We start from the raw sequence: 22,091 nt of genomic DNA, 5'->3' as shown, positions 1-22,091 counted from the left end.
AAAGTACCAAATAAATTTACCTAGAGGTTAGTGGGTATTTGAACAGCATTAATTGTTTCACCAAATTCTTTGATGCTTTTACTAAGCTGTTCAATTGCTGCTATTACTGTTTCTTCTGCGGTCAAAGCACCGTTAGTTTCGATAGTTAGAAAGATTTCGTTTTCATTTTCTCCATATTTTACAACAGAAATAGTAGTTGGCTGCCATTTCGCATGATCCCTTCCAAATCCCAGCCTCGCATATGCTTCGAACTTTATCTTTTGTCCAGGTGCCAAGACTATGATGGGAATATCTTGACTAACTGGTTTGACGAATTCATCCTCAGAAATTAGTTCAGAAGTTGTAATGGTTTTGGTTTTCTCGTTGGCTTCTGCATCCAGCTGCAGCAATACCCTGCAGTTAACGCATCCAAGAGTACTTTTGCAACTACATTCATTAGGCAAAGAGAATTTTTTCAAATCTGTTCTGAGTGGAATAAGACCCAATCTGTGTGCAACTGCCTCATCATGCATAACAGAAGAATTTTCCAAAATTACAACATCATCAATGGCAAAAGTAGGAACCTCACTGATGGATAATCGTCTAATTGCATTTACGTATTGACGAGGTACATTATTAAATTTAATGGTTATTCTTTCATCCTGTTTCTCAATAACCTTTAAATCTATAGAGATCAATTCAAATAACTTTATTCCCACGGATATTAAAAATGTAATGAATCCACAATAATGGAAATCGAAGATGCCTACATCAAATATTGATTGACCCTCTTTTGTATATTAATTATTGATATCTGAAAATACATTTTTGTCAAGACATAAAAGTTCACCCCATACTGGATGTTGATGTCATTATCAAATCGATTTCATAATGCCTGATTTAGACTGGCAAAATAACTTTATGAAATTGTAAATCATCGTATTCATTCCAAAACCATTCTATTTTCGCCTTTTAGAAAGTTTGGGACTCTATTGCCGTAGATTGCTATTGTTTTCATTCTGTGAACTTAATCTTTCAAATGTAATGTCATTGGCGTGTGGATTAATTAATCAAAAGTCAATGATCTTATGATCGTTTGCTGGTGAATAAAAAATTCAGTACCATTATTATACACGTTACCCAAACAATCATCAATATCTACTGCTCCCTCTTATGCACCGTTTTTAACCAAAACCATTAGTTTAGAGTTATTGATTAAAGCATTCTATTTCCTAATTTGTACAATTATTTTATACTTAAGACTTTATGATAACTGACATTTTCATTCAAAGCATTGTAATGCATTATGATAAAATTCAAAAAGATAATTATTCGGAGTCAAACTATCTTCTTTATGCATAAAAGGACAATATGAAACCTTTAATTGAAAAAGATCGTTAAAAACTATCACCAATAATACTATTACATTGATAATAAAATACTATTAGTATTGGTGTATTGATCAATAGGCACAGCCGGTAAACGAAATTGTTAAAAAATATTGCTCCATTTCTGGTATATTAGAATAAATAAATGTCTTCACCTATATCGAACTTGTCTGTTCTGTATGTTGGGCTATAGATAAATGTGCGGGAAGAATACATTCTCTATGTTTACGTCAAAGGAAATCATATTGCAATCTAGAATTCGATTTAAAGGTACCATCATAGTAGAAAAGTATCTTAAAATTGAAGAATGATCGTCAGAATATGACGGTGACTAAACATTAATGAAGGTTGGTAAAATCCTAAAATAGAGTCATAAATTCGATATATCCAAATAAAACTGTCTAATGGCTATTTACTTCATCGTTAAGGAAATCTATGTACTACGTACGAAAGTAATTAGTAGGAATTTTTATGTGGCCTAACATAAAAAGAAAGTGATTCATACCCAAATTAATAAATAATACCATTAGTTTGCTGTCATCTTTGTTTAAACCATTTATAAAGCTGAGTTAGTATAGATATATTAAGGGAAATTAATTAAATAAATGTGTCGCAAGTGACACAACTTTTTTGTTTTCTTTTTCATAACAGATAAAACAAATATTCACATTCATAACCGTTCTCACTATAACCTATTTGCAGGTTCTAATATGTTTATAGATCTGCTTTAATATTATTTAAAGCTTACCATTATCATTTACCCTCTATAACAAAGATGTTTATTTTGTATTTGGTTGATACAGAGAAAAAATATTACTCAATTTTATATTTGATTTTGTCTAATTACAACTTTCTTCTTGCCTAAAAAATAAAGTGCCTATCCACCTTTAGAATAATTTATTGTCCTTTCAAACACGCTCATCTCATTTTGTAAAGAGAAGGATACAAAGATCTAGATTTAATAATCTACACACCTTAGAATAATAACGATAATCTATATTTTTGGTCCAGACTGCTGCCTTTAATTCATGATGCTAATGCTAAATGGGAACATTCTATTATACGAATATTTCATTCCTGCTCCTTTGATAAAAGGATCCGGATCTTTTCCTTTGTGATTTTGTCTCAAAAGTGAAAACTAAAAGCAAAATGTATTAATAATAACCTTTGTCACACTCAAATCCAACCTATGCTAATATCGATTTCTGCTTGATATACCCTCAAAGGGAAATTTTTGAATCCATTCCCACCTGAAAAGTGGCTTATCTTGCCTATAAATACGATAATATCGAAAGTTCCTTAATAATCAGAGAAAAAACAAATTCAAATCATGGTCAATGTATGCTAATATGTTTTGTTTATTTTATCCCGCATCCCACAGGTAAAGACATCATATTTTACCATATTAATCACTCTGGTTAGTATTAACCACTATGTTATTAAATTAATATATCACAGCATTTCCTAATCTATATGGCTGATTCCAAAGTTACAATTGTAAAATTGGTTGTTGGAAATGACCGCTATGAAATCTTGGTTAAACCTGATCCGGCATTAGAATTCAAAATAGGTAAAAGAAATGATTTATCTTCTGTCTTAGTTTCAGACGAAGTTTATTCGGATGCCAATAAAGGTTCCAGAGCAAGTATTGAAAAACTAAATAAACACTTTAAAACTAAGGATAACAATGAAATTTTAAAACAAATTCTTCTTAAAGGCGAACTAAATCTTACCACCGATCAACGTCGTAAAATGGTGGATGACAAACGCAAACAAATAATTCAGTATATAAACAAGAACTTTATAGACCCGAAAACCAAACTGCCCCATCCAATTCAACGTATAGAGAATGCTCTTGAAGATGTGCGAGTAACAATTGATCCATTTAAAAAGCCTGAAGATCAAGTAAAATCAGTGGTAGATGCTCTCAGAAAAATTCTTCCGTTAAAATCAGAGATGTCACACATGGCGATACTTGTACCAAATTCCTATGCTTCAGCAAGTTATAGTTTCATAAAGAGTTCAGGAGCACTAAAGTCTGAAGAGTGGCTCTCTGACGGTTCACTAAAAGTCGAAATTGAATTAAACTCTGGCATGAAAGGAAGCTTTTTGGATCGAATAGGGTCCTTGACCAAAGGTACAGCACAAGTAAAGGAATAACTATCTGCTATACTACTTACAGAATATATTATAGAACAAATTCTAGATATTTAGAAATAAAAGTATGAAAACATTTCAGTTTACATGTGTTTTGTTTTTGGAGGTAGACAATCTCTAACATGCAAGAAATCAAGAGGAGGTATGTTATACCTGGCGATAAAATTATCGAAGGTAATTATAAACCTTTAATGAATGTTGTTAAAAGTGGTAATTATTTGATTTCAACAAGAGTTGGAATAGCTGAGGCAGGCAAAGATGGTGTTAAAGTAATACCTCTGTCAGGCGTTTACATTCCTCGTGTTAACGATTTGGTAATAGGTAAGGTTATTGATCGTTCATCTTTATCATGGGATGTTGACATAAACGCATGTTTCCTAGCACATCTGCCTGCTCAGGATGTATTTGGAAGAGATTTTTCTCCGGCAAAGGATGATATGGGAAGACAATTGGGCATTGGTGACTTAATTATTGCAAGAATTGTATCGTTTGATCGAACACGAGACCCAATGCTTACAGTGCAAGATAAAGACTTGGGGAAAATTCCATATGGTGAATTTATAAAAATATCTCCTACTCGCGTCCCTCGCCTGATAGGTAAACGAGGTTCTATGATTCAAACCATAGAACAAGCCACTCAAACAAGAGTAATAATAGGTCAAAATGGTATAGTAGTCGTTACTGGTAGAGATCCTGAAGGGCTGAGTTTGGCTGCAAAGGCGATTAGATTGGTAGAAGAGGAATCTCACACTACCAATCTTACGCAAAGAGTCAAGACTTTGCTAAATGTTCAAGATCCAGAAGATCAAGAACAGTCAGAAGCTGTCGAAGCATCATCTTCATCAGCATCTGGGGGCGGAATTCAAGAACCAGAACCCCCACAAGCAAGTGCTGAATCAACCCCACAAACAACATCTTCTCAACCACAACCAGAACCCCCACAAGCAAGTGCTGAATCAACCCCACAAACAACATCTTCTCAACCACAACCAGAACCCCCACAAGCAAGTGCTGAATCAACCCCACAAACAACATCTTCTCAACCACAACCAGAACCCCCACAAGCAAGTGCTGAATCCTCACAAACTACGTCAAACAGCGTCAAAACGAGTTCTAGTACCAAAGAAAAACACAAGATTGAAAATTCTGAGAAATCATCAAACAGTAATAGCAATGACGATCAAAAGGAAAAAAAACAAGAGTGATCAAGTAGGATGTGTATAGTTTGAAAGAATTAACATTATTGGATGAAAACGGAATAAGATCCGATGGTAGAGGAATCAATGATTTACGCTCTATCAAAATTACAGTCGGTGTGGTGAAAAATGCCGATGGGTCAGCCTTTATAGAATTCGGAAAGAATAAGATAATAGTAGCAGTATATGGACCACGAGAGGTTCATCCAAAACACATGGCACTGCCAGATAGATGTGTTCTAAGATGTAGATATCACATGTCTCCATTTTCTACCGATACAAGAAAAAATCCTGCCCCATCTCGAAGGGAAGTGGAAATATCAAAAGTAATGCGTGAATCATTAGAACCATCATTAATATTAAGTGACTATCCACGCGCGGTAATAGATGTATTTGTTGAAGTTCTACAAGCAGACGGAGGATCTAGGTGTGCTGGTATTAATGCTGCATCTGTAGCATTAGCAGACGCTGGAATTAACATGCGAGATTTGGTTTCTGCATGTGCAGCAGGAAGAATAGCCGATAATATAGTATTAGATGTCAATGACTTGGAAGATAAAGAAGGTGATGCAGATATGCCTGTTGCTTACATGCCAAATCTAGAACAAGTTACATTGCTTCAACTAGATGGCAAACTCACAACTACTCAATTCAATGAATGCTTAAACAAAGCCATAACAGGATGCAAAGCAGTATATGAAATACAAAAAGATGCATTAATGAAAAAATATTTTGGAAATGAAATGGAGTTGAAAGAAGAAGCATGAGTTCCTCAAAGCGTTCCACAATAATCGTAGAACAACTACGAAAACAACAAATGCTAGAAGCATTATCACGCGGAAAAAGATTGGATGGACGAGATTACGATTTATATAGAAACTTAGAAATTGAAGTTGGAATAATAGATAAAGCCTCAGGTTCTGCAAAGGTCAAGCTTGGAAACACAGAAGTTATAGCAGGTGTTAAAGTTGAAACAGGAGAACCATTTGAAGGATTAGAGAATAAAGGAGCACTAATCATGTCCGCAGAAGTTTTGCCAACTGCCTCTCCCCACGTTGAACCTGGACCTCCTGATGAAGATGCAATAGAATTGTCAAGAGTCGTTGATAGAGGAATACGAGAGTCTGAGATGCTTGATTTGGATAAATTAGCACTGATTCCTGGCAAGACAGTTTACACCGTTTTCGTTGACTGCAGCATTATAAATAGTGATGGCAATCTGCTTGATGCAACTTCATATGCGGTGGTGGCAGCTTTATTGACTAGTAAATTCCCCGTATATGAAATTCAGGAAGATAAAGTGGTGAATACTGGTAAAACAATGCCCCCTCCAATTACTACGATCCCCATTTCAATCACTGCTGTAAAAATAGGGGAATCCGTTCTAATTGATCCTACAACAGAAGAAGAAGCTTGTATGGATGCACGAATAACCATGACTACACAATCAGACGGAAGCATTGTAGCGGTACAAAAGGGATTTACTGGGCCATTCTCCATTAATCAGATAGTTGAGTTTTCTGAAATAGCAAGAATTAAAGGAGAGGAAATCCGCTCTAAAATAAAGGAGTTGAATAGCGGTTAAAAGAAGAAAGGGTTCAACAGCACTAAAAGGACTAGGTGTAAAGTTTGGTGCTACGGTACGAAAAAGATATGGTAAAGTCTATCGTACTTTAAAACAAAAAAGAAGATGTCCAAACTGTACTTCACTAAAATTCCGACGGGTGGCCATAGGAATTTGGCAGTGCAACAAATGTGAATACAAAGTTGCTGCAGGTGCCTACGATATAAATCTTGGAAAGCTACAGGGCTAAAATCCATATTTATTTTAAGTTTAATCAAAGTATTAATTCGGATTTTTTAAAAGAACATAGAGAAAGAGCTGAAAAACAACTAAATTCAGCATATATTGCTCTCCAAGGAGACATACAATCTACTCCCGATTTTGATACAAAGGTTACTACTTTAATAGAAGATAATGGCATTATTTTGAATGTTTCCGGTAACAATATATCTAAGTTTAGGGCTACCCTATTATCATTTTTGAGATTGGTTGATTTGTCGTTTTCTGTTATTCAAATTGATAATCAAAATGATTAACTAATCGTAATAATTTTTATCTTAGTGTATACCTAGTTATTCTGTATAAATAATGAGTGAACAAGAGCTACCTCCATGGCTAAAAGAGCAGCTAGCCAGATTACAACAGTTGCAACAAAATCTACAAGCAATAATGATGCAAAAGCAACAAGTAGAATTGGAGATATCTGAAACTGAAAGAGCATTGGAAGAATTAAAGAAAACCACCTCAGATGATGCTGTCTACAAACTTGCAGGCCCTTTGCTGGTTAAATCTGACAAAGACAATCTACTGAAGGAATTGGAGGAGAAAAAAGAATTGTCTAGTACCCGAACTGTTGTTTTGGGAAAACAAGAATCTAGAGTGAAAGAAAATCTCAAAGAGGTTGAGAACAAGATTAATCAAATGATGCACATGGCTCAGTCAGGTTCATCGCAATCTGGTAGTAATAAATTTAACCAACCCTCATAAACTTACTTCCCTTTTTCCTGTTAATATAAATAAATTATAATTAAATTTTCATAATGGTTTAATGGCTTTTTAACAAGTATTATGAAGATGCGAAACTAGCTTTTAGTTTTTGATTTATCAAAAATTTTTATAGTCCTGAAATATAAATATTCTATTCTCTTCTCTTGGCTCACGAACAGAAGCGATACTCCAACCCCAAGTAGTATTCCACCCAATATATCTAACGGATAATGACCGCCTACATATACACGTGAATAACAAACTAAACCTGCCTCAATTGTCAAGACAAATCCTATGAATAAATTAATAGTTGATCCTCTTAATAGTATTAAAGCAATTGTTGCTCCAGCTGAAACTATCAATGCATGACCGGAAGGAAAAGAATATCCATGACTTGCTGGCAGCAAAGAATCTGATTCAGGAATAACTGGTCTTAATCTTTGTATAATTTCCTTAGTCATGGTTCCAATAGGTATTAGAACAAGGATTGACAAGAATAAAATAATTGCTGTTTTTCTCCCTGTACTTTTACCAAATATGAATAAGAGTAGTATTACTAATGCCCAAAATATTTCTCGTCCGAATTGGGTGAGGTATACCATTATTTTGTCTAGAAATTGCAAATGAGCGTTATTAATAAAGATAAAGAGCATGTTATCATAATTCTCCAATACATTATTTCTCATCGTGGATAATGGCGACAGACACAAGGCCAAAATACAAAATACACACAAAACTATTGCTGAAAATATCAGATATTTACTAATCAATGATTCTTAAATTCAATGTTATTAAAGTTATAATAAGTTTGAGCTCCATTTTGTTCGAAGTCAATCATTTTACAATCCTGTGGATTTGGTGAGTTTAACAAACAATGCTTTGGTAAATGATGGATCGAATGAAAAAACATTTTATCTATTTTGCAAAAGCCTATTGAAAATAGAAAAGTCATTTATTATTCTTATTGTTGCTATATCTGCCTTCCATCACAATTTCAGCTAATTCTTTTCTATCATTAGGAAATTCCTTTTCTTGCAGATTGAGTGGTAAATTTTCTGGTGATCCTCTTATGCCGATTGCAATCATAGCCATTACATCAAAGTCAGATGGTATTTCCAAATCCTTCCTAGCTTTATCATAATCAAAGCCCTGCATACCATGCGCAACTATTCCTTTAATACTGGCTTCTAATGCTAAATTCTCCCAAGCAGCCCCGGTATCAAATTGGTGTGTTATTGAAGGCTTTTTGTTATATTCGAAATTTTTCCGTGATATAATTACAACTAATACTGCAGCATTCTTTGCCCATGCTCTATTTCCTTCTGTTAATAAATTAAAAAATATGTTCCAGTTAGGAGTATCTTTTTTGGCAAATAAAAATCTCCACGGTTGATTATTAAAAGAAGACGGGGCCCATCTAGCAGCTTCAAATAGACTCATCAAAGTTTCATCTGTTATGCTTTCACCGGTCATCGCTCGCGGCGACCATCTTTCAATAAATATAGAATTTATGTTGTATCGAGTTTTACGTTTATTTTCAATAGTATTGTCAATCACTAACAAATTTAACTAATATAATATTTAATATCATCAAATTATTATTAGTCTTATAAAGAATATTGTATATCTATAACCAATGACCGATATCATTGATGATGCAGCAAAGAAAATGAAAAACGCATCTCAGGATGCTGAAGCAGAGGCCCAAACAGCTAAAGATCATGCAGAAGGAAAGCCTAGTTCAGAGACTTTGAACAAGGCTAAAGTAAAGATAAGAGATGCATTAGACTAAAAATTAGTAGATCAATTAATTTTTTTATCATGTGTAGAGGATATACCTTTTTTGGTTTATGAGGTATTTTGGTACCCACGTACAAGCATTATTGTAGTCAGTATTCGTTCAAATATCAAATTATTTCAAATTATGATTGAATATCATCATGGGTATTTATTCAATTGAATACATAAAATCAAAATCAAGGATAAACAAACTCAATTGCAATAGAATCTCTATAATCTCTTATTTGTAACCGCTCTAATAATGTGTCCAAGCTCCTGTCACAATCTATTACTTTTTGATCTTTTATTGCTACATGCTTTCCAACATAATATCTCTTAAAATATTCATAATTTAAATAAAACCATTCAAGTCTTTCTTTAATCTTTTTTACATTTTCTAAATCCAAATCTTTGACAAATTCTAGATTCATCTCATGTCTAAAATTATACTATTCAATTATTACATAAAAACATACTAGTTCAATAGTCGAATAAACATGTTCTTTATAGGACTGTTAATTAATATGAAAAGAATTGCAATATTTTGTAAAATATCATTCCTTTTATAAATTTAACAAGTTACCTTGAATTGATATATCGATGTTCAACGATAATTAAGAATCGCATTTATTTTTATTAAATTAACCTTTATCATGTTAAAATCATGATATACTATCCACATACAGCGTTTATGTCCCAATTTACTATAGTATGAAGTTGTATATAATTTTGGAATATGGTGCAGTATTAGTACAATTTTATTGAAAAAAACCTTTATCCAAGCAAAGTCTGAATCTATAAATGGTTAAAAAAATGGTAATATAAGTATATGATACTGAGCTTTAATTAAAATGATGATGTCCAATATATAATATAATATAATATAATATAAATTAAGATAAGACCTCTTTTTACTATCATTTTGACTATTAGAATAGTTGTTGACGAAAGAGAGCGAAATAGTCGAGTTCCTGAATTACTAAAATCAATGGGAGTGTTTGTAGATTATAAACAATTATTGGTTGGCGATTACATTGTTTCCTCAGAAACAATCATAGAAAGAAAAACCATAAATGACTTGATCAGTTCAGTTTTCGATGGCAGATTATTTATTCAATGTTCTGATTTGATAAATCATTATGCCAAGCCCATAATTATTGTTGAAGGAAACTTGACGGATCTAGATACGAGGGAGGATTTTCAATCTGATTCTAAATTAATAGTTGATAAACTTCGTGTTGCATACGAAACCTTGATAAAGATCGCACTTGATTTTCGAATACCTGTTTTATATACTAATTCAATTTTTTATACCGCAGAATTATTAGTATTATTGACTTCAAATCAATTTCGAAGCAAGGATAGTGGTCCTTTATTGAAAAAGATTAAAAAGTCTAATCCATTCTTTCTTCAACAACTGTATGTCCTCACCTCATTACCTGGCGTTGGTACTAAAGTAGCTACAAGGCTGTTAGATAAATTTCAATCACCAAGAAACGTGCTAAATGCATCGATAGCCGAACTTGCCCGTATCCCTGGTATTGGAAATATACGAGCAGAAAAAATCCGAAAAATATTGGATTCACCCATTTCTACGGAGACAGCCGCCTTTACTCAAAAGAAACTTGTGATAGATAGTATCGATGAAGAACATGATGTCCATGGAAAAATTGCCGGTGATAACAATGACAATGACAATGACAATGACAATGACAATAATAACTCCAATGATTTACCTGGACCTCAGTAAGCAGCATATACTTATTTTATATTGTTTTCTAGTTTTTCCAGTATTGAGATTATTATATCATTTGTCTCTGGATTTCCAATGGTAATTCTCATCGCTCCTTGATATTTACCTATATTCTTAAAATCCTTTATTAGAATTTTTTTGGCTAACATATCATTTTTTATTTTGTCTATTTGATCAAAGGTTTGAAAGAAAAAAAAGTTGGCATCCGAATTAAATATTTTGATCTGATTCAATGCTTTCAGTCTTTCAAATATCTTTACTCTTTCTTTTTTTATGACCTCTATGCTCCTTTCTATTATTCTAATATTTTGTAGCGCTTCTATTGCTAGTTGCATCGAAAAACTACTGAGAGCATATGGCAATTGGATATGTTGATTAAATGCTTCTGTCAATTCTGCATTGGCAAGGATGTATCCAATCCGTGCACCTGCTAAACCAAAAGCTTTCGAAAATGTTCTTAAGATTATAACATTATTATATTTAGTAATAAGATCTGACAGATTGTATTCGGCAAATTCTACATAAGCTTCATCTATTATTATTAACTTGTCATCTAGTCTTTCAACTATTTTTATTATATCTTCAAATTTGAATTGATTTCCTGTGGGGTTATTTGGAGATGCTATATAAATTATATCATTTTCTTTTGCTCGAGCAATAAAAAACTCTACATCAAACGAATTATTTATAACTGAAAGATCAATCTGTTCTGTTGGTATTTTATAAAGATTGCATCGGTCTATAAAATATGAGAAGGTAGGATTTAATGTGATAACTTTTCTTCCTTTACCTATGGTGGATAATAATAAGTCCATTATCTGATCAGATCCACCTCCTATTCCTATGTTACTAGAACTAAGATTGGTATATTCTGCTAGTTTCTTATGCAATTTATCAAATTGTTCTAACGGATATTCTCTAAAGTCGCTTTCATGAAGAGATTTCAACGCAATAGTTTTTATGAATCTGCTTTCTAAAACTAAATTTTCATTCGAATCTAGTTTATGAAATTCATGGATTTTTTCTGGTCTTTTGTACGGTTTAAAAGATTTCATATGAGAAATCTCTCTATCCAGCCAATCTATCATTCTTTTATCCTTCCTTCTACCGCGTTATAATGATTGATTAGTCCCTCTGTTGAGGTTATTTCTTTCATTATAGGTGCAATTTTTTTGAGAGCGTTTTTGTTCATCTCGATCACGTTAACCAATTTGATAAAATCTAAAACAGATAACGCAGCTCTTGATTTGGCGAATCTATAAGTTGGTAATACATGATTAGAGCCAAGGCAGTAGTCACTTACTGCAGAGGGTGTGTATTTTCCTATTAATATTAAACCTGCATTATGAATTTTTTTGATCAGTTCCTTGTCCTCTTTGGCAAATATTTCTAAATGTTCTGGAGCAAATTCATTTATAAATTCTACTACTTGTTCATTATTTTGGCACAATGCTATAAATCCGTTATTTTCCATACTCTTTATTACAAGTTCTTCTCTTGGAATTTTTTTGATCTTAATTATTCTGTCAATTTCTCTTGATATATTATCAGCCACAGTCTTTGATTTCGTTACTACTCCACATAATGTGTCTTCACTGTGCTCTGACTGAGATATCAAATCTAGTGCGACATAAAAGGCATTTGATTTTTCATCAGCATAAACTAACAACTCGGTTGGCCCAGCTATCATATCTATAGAAACATCTTTTGAAACAATTGACTTTGCAACGGAGACATATACTCCACCTGGACCAACAATTTTGTCCACTTTTCTTATTGTTTGTGTTCCATAAGCTAAAGCTGCTATTCCATATGCACCACCAATTTTATAAAATTCGTCAACGCCACAAATATCACCGGCCACAAGAGTCAAAGGATCTATCTCACCATTTGTCATAGGAGGCGTAATCGCTACTATTTGGCCAACCCCTGCAACTTTTGCTGGTACTGTACACATGACAATAGTGCTTGGATATCGTGCTTTTCCACCTGGTATATAACATCCGACCCTATCAATGGGTAAGATGGTTTTTTTTATCTTAATTCCGTCTGAATCAATTTTTATGTTCTTGAGATTGTCTATAACAGCTTGTTCGCTTTTTTCTAGTTTTGACTTGATGTGTTTGATAATCTTTATTTGTTTTGCCGAAACCTTTTCATATGCTTCTTGTATCTCATCCATAGTAACGATAAATGATTTTAATTTTACGTGATCGTATTTTTCAATACATTTGAAAATTCCAGTATCCCCTTCAGCTCTTATAATGTCAACAATGTTAAGAACGTTTTTGGTTGGAATCGATAGATCCTTGTTCCAAGACCTATCTCTCAATTCATTAGCTTGTTCTCTTGGTTGCTTAATATCTATAAGATTAATCAATTTTTACTTCTTTTTCGTCTAAAGTTATCTTATCCATGGATAGTATTTGACTTGGTTCCAATATCACGAGCCCCTGAGCTATTTTTCTAATGGTTGGGACAAGTCTGATAAATTCCTCTTTATCTATTATTGTATTTACCCCAAACCAGCCCTTGGTACTTAAATTACTAACGGTTGGTCCCTTAAGGGAAGGGAGAATATTTAACAACTGTTCGAGATTTTTCTCCTCCACGTTAACGAAAATATGTAACTTTTTCCTGGCTTCAACCACACCTTTTAACAAAACAATCATATCAGTTATCTTCTCTTTTTTGACCGGATCTTTCAGAGCTTCCTTGTTAGCAATTAGGACCGCTGTGGACTCCATTACCTGATCAATTATTTTCAGATTGTTTTGAACTAATGTAGTTCCTGTCTCTGTAATATCAAAAACGGCGTCAACATCCTCTGGAGGTTTTGCCTCAGTTGCTCCAAATGATAAGAATATTTCTACTAGTTTATTGTCGCCTGTCCTTGACCATGGAGTTACTATTGTTGGTTCTAGATCGCCAAAATATTTCTTGTAACTATCCTTTGATTTAATGTACATAGAAGCTGACTTTAGGTATTCGGTGGAAAATCTCAGAGTTTTTTTCTTTTCAGCAAAATCTGATATCAGTTCATCCAAGTTATTAAATCCAAAGAATTCTGGAATGGCTATTACCTGTTTTACTCTACCATATTCTAAGTCTAATAGTACCTTAACATCTGCATTAGTTTCCTTTATCCAATCCTTGCCCGTTATTCCAACATCGTGAAATCCTTCCTGCACGTATGTGGGAATTTCTTGTGGTCTCAAGATTTTTACTTCTATTTCTGGATCCCCGATCTTTACCCTGTATATTCTGCCCCTACCGCTAACCTTTGTTTGCCATGCTCGTTCTATTATTTGAAAAGTGGCTTCTTCTATACTGCCTTTGGGCACCACAAATTTAACAATACCCATCTTAAATTCCTATATCGAGTGTATTATTGATTGTGTTGTTTATTTGTTTTTTTTGTAAGGATTGTTTTATTGCTCTATTTTTTTGTTCTGATTCATTGTCTCTAAGATTTCTTTAGCACGCGAGACTGATACGTTTCCTTCCTTGATCATCATCATCGAAATTTGTTCAATTTTTTCACCTGTAGCACCCGCCATAATTGCAATATTTTTCGAATGCAGTTTCATGTGTCCTTTTTGAATGCCTTCATTTGATAGCGCCCTTATTGCCGAAAAGTTCTGTGCCAATCCTGATGCAGCAATCAGCATTGCCAATTCTTTTGAATTGGTTATATCCATTATTTTTAAGCACGTTTTCACGATGGGATGGGTGTTTATTATTCCTCCCACCGTTCCAACTGCAATAGGAATTTCAATTTCTCCTACTAGGTCACCGTTGGAATCTGGATACCATTTGGTCAGTGATCTATATTGTCCATCTCTACATGCGTATGCATGGCAACCAGCCTCAATTGCTCTGAAATCCTGTCCTGCAGCAATGGCCACACTATCAACGCCGTTCATTATTCCTTTGTTATGAGTGACTGCCCTATATGTATCAGAATATGCCATAGCATACGAAAACAAAATCCTTTTTACGATTTCCTCACCCCCGATGGCGTCTTTTGGGAATGTTCCTTTGCATCTTGCCAGTCGACTGGTAGCATAATTTGATAAGATCTTTAATATGACTTTACCTCCAGTTATAGTTTCTATTTTTGGAGCTACCGCCTCGCACATGGTATTAACTACATTGGCCCCCATTGCGTCTTTTGTATCTACAAAAATTTCGACAATTATCATTTGCCCTAGCCTGTTTATGCTATCATCGTTTACGTACTTGGTTTTCACATCTATACATTTGGCAAATTTACTTTTGGTATTAGCTAAATCTATTATTTTATTTCTGGAATCTTCAATTAATTTCATAGCACTGTCGATATTTGGGGTATTGTGTAGATCTTCATGTATTAACTGAATTTGTCCTATCATGATAGATTCATCTACTGATGCAACAAACCCTCCGCTTGTTTTGGCTATCTTTGCTGCATTACTAGCAGCAGCTATCACTGAAGGCTCTTCTGTGGCCATTGGAACCAAATATTCCTTATTGTTAATAACAAAGTTATTAGCTATTCCAATAGGGATTGGAAAGATTCCAATCGCATTCTCTACCATACCATTAAGGATATCAAATTCTAAGGCACCGGTATTTCTAAAATAATCAATCTCCTTGTCTTGTAGATTTTTTTCTGTCTTTAGGTGATGAAGTCTTTCCTCATGAGTCATATCTCGGAATTTTTTCTTGGTGTTCATTTACATTTAATTCCTCATGATCTTTAGGATCCTGTCGGAACCTGTATTATCATAAAATCCTCTGTTATTTGTTATCACATATAGAGAACCATTTTTGTCCTCGGTAACGTCTTTTAACTTGCCGTAGCCAGTTAAAATGGCCGATTGGTCTTTTGTAATGAGATCAATACTTCTTAAATGTTCTCCTTTCATAGTTGCCACCAATAACCTTCCATAATAGTTTAGTTCAGTAGAATTGCTGATAACAATTCCTGAAGGATAGATAGACGGAGTAAAACAGAATTCCGCATTAACAAAAAGACTTTCCTCCAAGTTACCGCATTCTTCTATTGGCCAACCATAATTTTCTCCCGGTTCGATAATATTAATTTCATCGTTTCCAATTCGACCTGCTTCAGTAGAATACATTGTATTATTGTTAAAGTCCCATGCAATTCCCACGACGTTTCTATGTCCATATGAGTAAATGGCTGAATTTTCGAATGGATTGTCAGTGGGGATAGTGCCATTAGGATTCAACCGGAGTATTTTTCCAGCCAAACTTGATAAATTCTGAGCCAATTCGGAATTGGTTGTGTCACCTATGCTCACATACAGTTTTCCATCAGGACCAAACTTTATAGCTCCTCCATTATGGAGCTTTGAAGCCGGCATGTGATCTAATATTATTCGCACATCGTCTAAGCTATTGTTTTTTTCCTGCACACTAATTACTTTATTAAATATTTTACTATCATTGTTATCCTTGTAAGTATAGAAAAGGTACAATAAATGATTGTCAGCAAAATGAGGATCTGCAGTTAATCCTAGTAATCCCGCACCTTCTTCAAAATAGGTTTCGGGTAATTCGAATGTGTTTAGCAATGATCCGTTACTACTTAAAATCAAGGTCTTGCCTGTTTGTTCGGTTAATACAATTCTTTCATCAGGTAAAATTACTATCCCTGTAGGATATTCGAGACCCTCTGCCATGACCTTGACAGATGATTCTCTATCTTCCATATTGGGAGAAGGAAGCAATATTGTAGTTTCAGATCGATTGTTTAATATTGTTATAACACTAAGAATGACAACCGCGATTCCAATTAATACTACTGTATATTTTTTCATGTTATTTTATATATTTTGATTTTGTTCGCGTCATTATAATACGTTATTTTATCGAATTTCATTGACATCGTACAATCTTTAATAATAAACTCGCTAAACAAAGGTAAATTATATATAAAAGTAAAATTCCACTAAATTATTCAATTTACGTTCGACACAAGACTAGTTTTTGACGCTTTTGTGTAATCAATTTATAATATACATTACAGCGCAGATGAGGAGATTTGAACTCCTGCTCGCCATACGGCGAATCGGCTAACTTGTTATCAACCTTGATCAACTCAAGGCCGACGCATTATTGTGGTCCTAAACCTAATTTAGGATGACCACTCTGCCACATCTGCACCAAAATTACTTACTGATGCCCTCTATTATATTTTAACTACCCATAATGGTAGTAAATTCATAGAATTTTCTTATATTTCAAAAATAGTAGTTTGCATTTATTTATTTTCATCTTGTAATAAAATCAAATTAAACCTTAAATCTAAAAATAAATCCCAATTCAAATTTTCTTGATGATTATTTTGATATATTATTACTGATATTTATATCTGTAAAAGAAAGTAAATCAATAATGATCCCTATAAACAAGCCTTGGTTGGATGAGGATGCCAAACAAGAAGTTTTAAATGTACTTTCTGAAAATTCCTTGACATCGCCTGCCAAAAATGGTGGAAAGCGTGTCCAAGATTTTGAGAGTCTTTTAAAATCCTATCTTAATGTGAAACATGTTATCGCTGTAAATTCTGGAACTTCTGCAATTCATGCTGCATTGCTATCCATAGGAATTAAACCGGGCGATGAAGTAATACTTCCATCCTTTACCTTTGTAGCTACTGCAAATTCGGTGATTGCGACTGGAGCAAAACCAGTTTTTGCAGATGTAAACAAAAATGACTTTACAATAGACATTAATGATATAAAGAAAAAAGTAAATGAAAAAACAAAAGCGATTATTCCTGTCCATCTTTATGGTCATCCTTCCGACATGGATGAAATAATCGACATTGCAAGTTCTAGGTCTTTAAGTGTAATAGAAGACGCTTGTCAATCCCTTGGTTCTTTGTATAATCAAAAACAAACAGGTACAATTGGACATCTTGGATGTTTTAGTTTTTATGCAAGCAAAGTACTTACAACCGGCGAAGGAGGGGCTATAGTTACCAATAATGATGATTTACATGAACAATTACTTATGATAAGAAATCACGGTATGGTAAATGGTTACGATACCCGTGTATTTGGCTTAAATTTGAGGTTACCAGAACTTAGCGCTGCATTGGGAATATCCCAAATGAAAAAGTTAAACCAAATGTTGGGAATGCGAAAATCAAATGCAAAATTCTTATTCGATGGATTAAAGAAATTTGAACAAGATGGCTTACTTGCATTACCACAAGAAGCCGCTAACAAAAAATTCAATTGGTATCTGTTTACAATTGCATTTAAAGAAAACTCTCGGAGAGATTTGATAAAGAATGGCCTTGTCAAAGAAGGAATAGGAGCTACAATTTATTATGATCCACCTATTCATAAAACTCCATTCTATGAAAACAATGCAGCAGAATACGTGGCACCTAGCTTGCTCAGCAATACAGAATGGGCCTGGAGTCATGTGTTGTCCTTACCAGTTCATCCATTAATATCTGAGGATGACTTGTCTAGAATTCTCAAAGTATTTGAAAATATTTTGAAATAGATTCCTATTCTTCTTTTTTTGACTCTTTATCTAGAGAATTCGTTTGGCTATTATTATATAATTTTTATATGAGCAATTGAATCGGATTAATTATAAATGAAATTAAGCATAGAAAAAGATGAGCTCCTGTCGAGAAGATTCTATCTATATGTCTTTTATATATGCGCATTTATTATGGCTGTTATTACTTTTTATTCTTTGTATGTAAGTCTTAATGAATATTTGAATACGGGAAAAGTCATAATTGGCGAAGTACTGGTACATACAGAGTTTCCAGCCAAAGGATTAGCAAAGCTGGTAACCTACCTTATGATTGTGTCTGTGGTGGGCTGGTATTGTGTTACTAAATTAGGAACAGATACGGTAAAAAATGTTCCTAAAAGTGTGAGATCCATATTACAATTAATAGTACTTGCAATATTGATAATTTCTATTTATGAGTTCTTTTATAATTTTATTGTGTGGAATGCATTGATAACTGCTGATTTGATTAATGGTCAATTGCAATTAGACAATTTGTTCATGCCCTATCCGAACCCTGATACCCCATGGAATTTAGTATTCGCTACGAAAATGTCACTTGCTGCCCTAATCATCTCTGCGCATGGATTTTACATTATATCGAAAAGAATGTAATCCCTAAAATATACCAAGGCAGTTTGTGTATCATATTTCATGAATTGTCTACTTTATTCCTCAAATATCATTTTAATTGCATTACTTGTTGGTATCACCGTCGCTGTAATCTAGAGGGAAATAAGATTTTATTACAGAAAATCAAAAAACCCTATCATGGGCAACACGGATAAGAAAAATATTCAACTGACAGAGAAGGAATGGCAAGTGGTTCTTGATTCTTTAAGCAATACTATCTTTAATGAAGAAATAACTGAAGAGGCAAGAAAGAATGCTAAAGAATTGTTTATTAAAATAAATAAGAATGTCTAATACATATAATAATAGTCTATTCGATTAATACTTGTAGATACCTTTAAAAATACATGATTGGGTTGCTTTACATTTGATTTCAAAATGTATTTTCTTTTCCCCTTGTCATTTCAATTGATTTTAACAAAGACCTGTTATAACATCACTATATAAACGAATGATAATAATAAAACAAAGGAAAATTGTAATTAATGCAATTTCAAGGGCATAGTCTATGTTTATTTGGAGGATTGATTGATACTAATGCTTCATTCACGCTAAAGTAGGATACCTAAAACTAATGTGTAAGTAAAAATGTTCACAAATTTCATCGTTTGTTTGTTATAGAGCGCTTTGCTACACTTTCATATTTACACAGATGCTGATACAAATGATAAAGAGCAAAAGCATTATTTGCTCACCTTCAACTTTTGAGATTATTATTTTTCTCTTCATTCAGTTCTTTTTCGTGGTTTCTATATTGATGGAAACTTCCTCTTAACCTTTTAAAATACTATCGCGAATTTGTTTTACCAATTCTAATATGTTGTCCATGTCGCTGGCTTCTGGATTTAATTCTATATATTGATATAAATTTTTCAATGCCTCTTCATAGTTCTTGAACCTGTAAAGAATAATTCCTCTATCTCTAATCGCCTCTGGATTTGAATTATCTAGGGAAATAATCATTTCATTTATTTTCATTATCTTGTTTAGGTCATCTACTTCTGAATATCCGTTTTTAAAATTATTCAAGATTCTAATTATTATCTGTCTTGGCATTGCTTTTTTAAGCAAATCTTTGGATACAGAAATTTCTAAACTTGGATATGCATTTTTTAAGAGATCCTGTAGAATATAATCATCCATAATCCTGCCTTTGTTGAATGGATCGATAACTATAGATTCATTTGTATTTTCATCAAGTATATACTTGACGAGAAAGTGAGATGGAAAATTGACAGGATACAGTTTAAAATCTAGATAACTAGCTAGGTGAATGTATACTAGTGACAGTGTAATTGGAATCCCTGTTCTCTTTTCTAATACTATATTCAAGCAGTTGTTAACTGGATTATAATAGTCATTTATATTGGGCTTGAACTCTTGTTGATCAAAGAAGAATTCATTTAACTTTTCAATAATAAGAGTTGGCCTCATGGTTTTAGGAGATTTTATTTTTGCATTGAATTCCTTTCCCATTGTGTCTATCTGAGCTAAGTAGTTTGCTACATTGAGGTCTGGATAATCAATTATTCTAGCAGTGTGTAGCACATATTCATTAATCCTCTCTATACCGTCGTTATTATCTATCTTGCTAACTATATTATCATTCCAATCCTGAAGGTAATCATTTTTTATGTCATTATTATCCTCATAACCCAATACAAATCAAAACTAGTATCACACTTATAAGTAAAATGAAAAAAAAGATTTTATAGTACAGATTTTGCTAGATTTTCTATAATTCGTATCATGCATTTAGTAGTTTTTTCAAGTAGATCGATTCTAGCAAATTCATTTGGTGAGTGAATTTTTGAAAAAACATAGGTACCTCCTATTGAAATACACGGCGCCTTGAGTATTTCTATGAAGTCGTACATAGGGCCGGTGCCAGCGGATGAAATCGATATAATAGAATCTCCAAATACTTCATTTGCGGATTTCTGGATCACTTTAACATACTGATTACTTAATTCTGTTCTACCTGCTGCTTCACCGTGTATCTTTGTTACTTTAATGTCTTCAAACCCATTATCTTTTAAATGATTTTCTAGTCTTTTAAATTGAACAAGAGGATCCATATTTGGGACCAATCTAAAATCAATTTTTACCATCGCCTTTGACGGAGTTATTGTTTTCGCACCCTGTCCAGAATACCCTGAGTTTAATCCAGAAATATTGCAAGTTGGTTCACAGATTAATGCCTTCTTAACGCTTTTTCCTTTAAGATCGTTTATGAACCTGTTTATACCGTATTCCTTTTTGAAACTCTTTTCATCAAAGGGTTCACTTTCAACTACTGCATTTTCTTCGTCAGATAGCTCTTTAATCTCTTTGTACCAATCCTTTATCAGTATTCTTCCCCTTCTATCCATCAGGGTTGATAAAGCTTGAACAATTCTCCATGCCGGATTTTCTATTAGGACCGCCAAGCTCGAATGGACATCCCTTGAAGCGCCTTGAGCAGTCAGTTCCACATATAACAGACCTTTCATTCCGAGACTAATTATTGGCTTTTGTTCCTGATCTACATAACCAAATTCCCAGATAACAAGGTCAGTATTGAATTTTGAATTATATGCTTCGAGATACTTTGAAATGTTATTGCTTCCAATCTCTTCTTCTCCTTCTACAACAAACTTGATATTAGAAGGCACATCGCCATAATTCTTGATAAAATATTCGACAGCCTTTAATCTTGTTATAAGCTCTCCTTTGTCATCGGAAGCGCCTCTACCATATATCAAATTACCGTCAACCTTGCCTTCAAACGGATCATACTTCCACAAATCAATTGGTTCTTCTGGTTGGACGTCATAATGATTGTAAAATAATACTGTTTTCCCGTTGGGATTCGATTTAGATTTGACCTCTCCATATACTAATGGTGGAATTGATTTTTTTTTGTCGTCATTGTCCAAATAGATCAGTTCTGAGTTTATTCCTATTTCTTTCATCATTTGAACAATCTCTTTTGCACATTCTTCCAAATTTTGCTTTCTTGCAGAAACACTTGGTATTTTTATTAATTTCTGTAAATCTTTTATTAACCCAGGAGTGTCTATATCCATGGTCAAATTTTCTGAGGACATCAGGTATGTTGATAA

Annotated in this window: 22 protein-coding genes, 1 tRNA gene and 1 pseudogene; 12 read left to right on the top strand and 12 right to left on the bottom strand. The window is 33.5% G+C overall.

The genetic code is table 11. The features are described 5' to 3' along the window. Positions 1 to 20: 20 nt before the first annotated feature. On the bottom strand, positions 21 to 677 hold the full coding sequence (locus F1Z66_RS06155; RefSeq protein WP_201448596.1) for a DNA-directed RNA polymerase subunit D: 657 nt from the start codon (positions 675 to 677) through the stop codon (positions 21 to 23). Between the two features lie 2,163 nt (positions 678 to 2,840). Between F1Z66_RS06155 and F1Z66_RS06150 the strand changes: the two genes are divergently transcribed. The 7 genes and pseudogenes from F1Z66_RS06150 (at position 2,841) to F1Z66_RS06120 (ending at position 7,271) form a co-directional block, all read left to right on the top strand. Next, the gene (locus tag F1Z66_RS06150; RefSeq protein WP_149862728.1) at positions 2,841 to 3,527 is read left to right on the top strand and encodes a ribosome assembly factor SBDS; all 687 of its coding nucleotides are present in this window, start codon (positions 2,841 to 2,843) and stop codon (positions 3,525 to 3,527) included. 119 nt (positions 3,528 to 3,646) lie between these two features. Further along, positions 3,647 to 4,312 (top strand): annotated as a pseudogene (gene rrp4 / locus F1Z66_RS16400) (exosome complex RNA-binding protein Rrp4); the annotation flags it as partial. Between the two features lie 437 nt (positions 4,313 to 4,749). Beyond that, positions 4,750 to 5,487, top strand: a complete 738-nt coding sequence (rrp41, locus tag F1Z66_RS06140; RefSeq protein WP_201448595.1) for an exosome complex exonuclease Rrp41 — start codon at positions 4,750 to 4,752, stop codon at positions 5,485 to 5,487. After that, entirely contained in the window at positions 5,484 to 6,305 is an 822-nt protein-coding gene (rrp42, locus tag F1Z66_RS06135; protein WP_149862726.1) for an exosome complex protein Rrp42, read from the top strand. Before rrp41 ends, rrp42 begins: the two co-directional genes overlap by 4 nt. After that, positions 6,295 to 6,534 (top strand): transposase, encoded by a 240-nt coding sequence (locus tag F1Z66_RS06130; protein ID WP_149862775.1) that lies wholly within the window; start codon positions 6,295 to 6,297, stop codon positions 6,532 to 6,534. The genes rrp42 and F1Z66_RS06130 overlap by 11 nt, the downstream gene beginning before the upstream one ends. Then, complete coding sequence (locus F1Z66_RS06125; RefSeq protein WP_149862725.1) at positions 6,515 to 6,820, top strand: KEOPS complex subunit Pcc1; 306 nt, start codon at positions 6,515 to 6,517, stop codon at positions 6,818 to 6,820. The genes F1Z66_RS06130 and F1Z66_RS06125 overlap by 20 nt, the downstream gene beginning before the upstream one ends. Before the next feature lie 52 nt (positions 6,821 to 6,872). Then, positions 6,873 to 7,271 (top strand): prefoldin subunit beta, encoded by a 399-nt coding sequence (locus F1Z66_RS06120; RefSeq protein WP_149862724.1) that lies wholly within the window; start codon positions 6,873 to 6,875, stop codon positions 7,269 to 7,271. 95 nt (positions 7,272 to 7,366) lie between these two features. Here the strand turns inward: F1Z66_RS06120 and F1Z66_RS06115 are convergent, their stop codons facing one another. Both F1Z66_RS06115 and F1Z66_RS06110 read right to left on the bottom strand, forming a co-directional pair. After that, entirely contained in the window at positions 7,367 to 8,041 is a 675-nt protein-coding gene (locus F1Z66_RS06115) for a phosphatase PAP2 family protein (RefSeq protein WP_149862723.1), read from the bottom strand. Positions 8,042 to 8,219: 178 nt separating this feature from the next. After that, complete coding sequence (locus tag F1Z66_RS06110; protein WP_201448594.1) at positions 8,220 to 8,828, bottom strand: nitroreductase family protein; 609 nt, start codon at positions 8,826 to 8,828, stop codon at positions 8,220 to 8,222. A gap of 79 nt (positions 8,829 to 8,907) precedes the next feature. Here F1Z66_RS06110 and F1Z66_RS15305 point away from each other — a divergent pair, with 79 nt between their 5' ends. After that, complete coding sequence (locus F1Z66_RS15305) at positions 8,908 to 9,063, top strand: hypothetical protein (protein WP_154670494.1); 156 nt, start codon at positions 8,908 to 8,910, stop codon at positions 9,061 to 9,063. Between the two features lie 184 nt (positions 9,064 to 9,247). Here the strand turns inward: F1Z66_RS15305 and F1Z66_RS06105 are convergent, their stop codons facing one another. Beyond that, a complete protein-coding gene (locus F1Z66_RS06105; RefSeq protein ID WP_149862722.1) occupies positions 9,248 to 9,481 on the bottom strand; it encodes a DUF5678 domain-containing protein in 234 nt (77 codons plus the stop codon). A gap of 491 nt (positions 9,482 to 9,972) precedes the next feature. Here F1Z66_RS06105 and F1Z66_RS06100 point away from each other — a divergent pair, with 491 nt between their 5' ends. Continuing rightward, positions 9,973 to 10,800 carry an ERCC4 domain-containing protein gene (locus tag F1Z66_RS06100; protein ID WP_230207474.1) on the top strand — a complete coding sequence of 276 codons (828 nt, stop codon included), beginning with the start codon at positions 9,973 to 9,975 and terminating at the stop codon, positions 10,798 to 10,800. A gap of 11 nt (positions 10,801 to 10,811) precedes the next feature. On the opposite strand, the gene F1Z66_RS06095 is transcribed toward F1Z66_RS06100, so the two are convergent. The 6 genes from F1Z66_RS06095 to F1Z66_RS06070 form a co-directional block, all read right to left on the bottom strand. Beyond that, on the bottom strand, positions 10,812 to 11,858 hold the full coding sequence (locus F1Z66_RS06095; protein WP_159357516.1) for a pyridoxal phosphate-dependent aminotransferase: 1,047 nt from the start codon (positions 11,856 to 11,858) through the stop codon (positions 10,812 to 10,814). A gap of 29 nt (positions 11,859 to 11,887) precedes the next feature. Next, positions 11,888 to 13,183, bottom strand: coding sequence for a histidinol dehydrogenase (gene hisD / locus F1Z66_RS06090; protein WP_149862719.1), 1,296 nt, complete (start codon positions 13,181 to 13,183; stop codon positions 11,888 to 11,890). Next, the gene (gene hisG, locus F1Z66_RS06085; RefSeq protein ID WP_149862718.1) at positions 13,176 to 14,168 is read right to left on the bottom strand and encodes an ATP phosphoribosyltransferase; all 993 of its coding nucleotides are present in this window, start codon (positions 14,166 to 14,168) and stop codon (positions 13,176 to 13,178) included. The genes hisD and hisG overlap by 8 nt, the downstream gene beginning before the upstream one ends. Positions 14,169 to 14,234: 66 nt before the next feature. Continuing rightward, entirely contained in the window at positions 14,235 to 15,521 is a 1,287-nt protein-coding gene (locus tag F1Z66_RS06080) for a hydroxymethylglutaryl-CoA reductase, degradative (protein WP_149862717.1), read from the bottom strand. Positions 15,522 to 15,527: 6 nt separating this feature from the next. Next, positions 15,528 to 16,631, bottom strand: coding sequence for a PQQ-dependent sugar dehydrogenase (locus F1Z66_RS06075; RefSeq protein ID WP_149862716.1), 1,104 nt, complete (start codon positions 16,629 to 16,631; stop codon positions 15,528 to 15,530). Positions 16,632 to 16,840: 209 nt separating this feature from the next. Continuing rightward, a tRNA-Ser gene (locus tag F1Z66_RS06070) sits at positions 16,841 to 16,975 on the bottom strand. A gap of 233 nt (positions 16,976 to 17,208) precedes the next feature. On the opposite strand from F1Z66_RS06070, the gene F1Z66_RS06065 reads away from it, so the two are divergent. The 3 genes from F1Z66_RS06065 to F1Z66_RS15300 all read left to right on the top strand — a co-directional run bounded on the left by F1Z66_RS06065 (position 17,209) and on the right by F1Z66_RS15300 (position 19,281). Continuing rightward, the gene (locus F1Z66_RS06065) at positions 17,209 to 18,333 is read left to right on the top strand and encodes a DegT/DnrJ/EryC1/StrS family aminotransferase (RefSeq protein WP_149862715.1); all 1,125 of its coding nucleotides are present in this window, start codon (positions 17,209 to 17,211) and stop codon (positions 18,331 to 18,333) included. A gap of 96 nt (positions 18,334 to 18,429) precedes the next feature. Then, positions 18,430 to 18,969 carry a hypothetical protein gene (locus tag F1Z66_RS06060; RefSeq protein WP_149862714.1) on the top strand — a complete coding sequence of 180 codons (540 nt, stop codon included), beginning with the start codon at positions 18,430 to 18,432 and terminating at the stop codon, positions 18,967 to 18,969. A 156-nt stretch (positions 18,970 to 19,125) separates the two neighbouring features. Beyond that, positions 19,126 to 19,281: a hypothetical protein gene (locus F1Z66_RS15300; protein WP_154670493.1), complete on the top strand. Its 156-nt coding sequence runs from the start codon at positions 19,126 to 19,128 to the stop codon at positions 19,279 to 19,281. Positions 19,282 to 19,758: 477 nt separating this feature from the next. On the opposite strand, the gene F1Z66_RS06055 is transcribed toward F1Z66_RS15300, so the two are convergent. After that, positions 19,759 to 20,646, bottom strand: a complete 888-nt coding sequence (locus F1Z66_RS06055) for a SirB1 family protein (protein ID WP_149862713.1) — start codon at positions 20,644 to 20,646, stop codon at positions 19,759 to 19,761. Positions 20,647 to 20,696: 50 nt separating this feature from the next. Then, the gene (locus F1Z66_RS06050; protein WP_149862712.1) at positions 20,697 to 22,076 is read right to left on the bottom strand and encodes a M20/M25/M40 family metallo-hydrolase; all 1,380 of its coding nucleotides are present in this window, start codon (positions 22,074 to 22,076) and stop codon (positions 20,697 to 20,699) included. Positions 22,077 to 22,091 lie beyond the last annotated feature (15 nt).

This window comes from Candidatus Nitrosocosmicus agrestis (genome assembly GCF_008389435.1).
Classification (GTDB): Archaea; Thermoproteota; Nitrososphaeria; order Nitrososphaerales; family Nitrososphaeraceae; genus Nitrosocosmicus; species Nitrosocosmicus agrestis.
The sequence above is the reverse complement of the archived record's forward strand: the minus strand, read 5'-3'. Positions and strand labels throughout refer to the sequence as shown.

Bases quoted from the DNA above. Each gene is read 5' to 3' on its own strand.
- F1Z66_RS06150 (WP_149862728.1), top strand. From the start codon at position 2,841: ATGGCTGATTCCAAAGTTACAATTGTAAAATTGGTTGTTGGAAATGAC.
- rrp42 (WP_149862726.1), top strand. From the start codon at position 5,484: ATGAGTTCCTCAAAGCGTTCCACAATAATCGTAGAACAACTACGAAAA.
- F1Z66_RS06120 (WP_149862724.1), top strand. From the start codon at position 6,873: ATGAGTGAACAAGAGCTACCTCCATGGCTAAAAGAGCAGCTAGCCAGA.
- F1Z66_RS15305 (WP_154670494.1), top strand. From the start codon at position 8,908: ATGACCGATATCATTGATGATGCAGCAAAGAAAATGAAAAACGCATCT.
- F1Z66_RS06105 (WP_149862722.1), bottom strand. From the start codon at position 9,481: ATGAATCTAGAATTTGTCAAAGATTTGGATTTAGAAAATGTAAAAAAG.
- F1Z66_RS06095 (WP_159357516.1), bottom strand. From the start codon at position 11,858: ATGAAATCTTTTAAACCGTACAAAAGACCAGAAAAAATCCATGAATTT.
- hisG (WP_149862718.1), bottom strand. From the start codon at position 14,168: ATGGGTATTGTTAAATTTGTGGTGCCCAAAGGCAGTATAGAAGAAGCC.
- F1Z66_RS06080 (WP_149862717.1), bottom strand. From the start codon at position 15,521: ATGAACACCAAGAAAAAATTCCGAGATATGACTCATGAGGAAAGACTT.
- F1Z66_RS06075 (WP_149862716.1), bottom strand. From the start codon at position 16,631: ATGAAAAAATATACAGTAGTATTAATTGGAATCGCGGTTGTCATTCTT.
- F1Z66_RS06065 (WP_149862715.1), top strand. From the start codon at position 17,209: ATGATCCCTATAAACAAGCCTTGGTTGGATGAGGATGCCAAACAAGAA.
- F1Z66_RS06060 (WP_149862714.1), top strand. From the start codon at position 18,430: ATGAAATTAAGCATAGAAAAAGATGAGCTCCTGTCGAGAAGATTCTAT.
- F1Z66_RS15300 (WP_154670493.1), top strand. From the start codon at position 19,126: ATGGGCAACACGGATAAGAAAAATATTCAACTGACAGAGAAGGAATGG.
- F1Z66_RS06050 (WP_149862712.1), bottom strand. From the start codon at position 22,076: ATGTCCTCAGAAAATTTGACCATGGATATAGACACTCCTGGGTTAATA.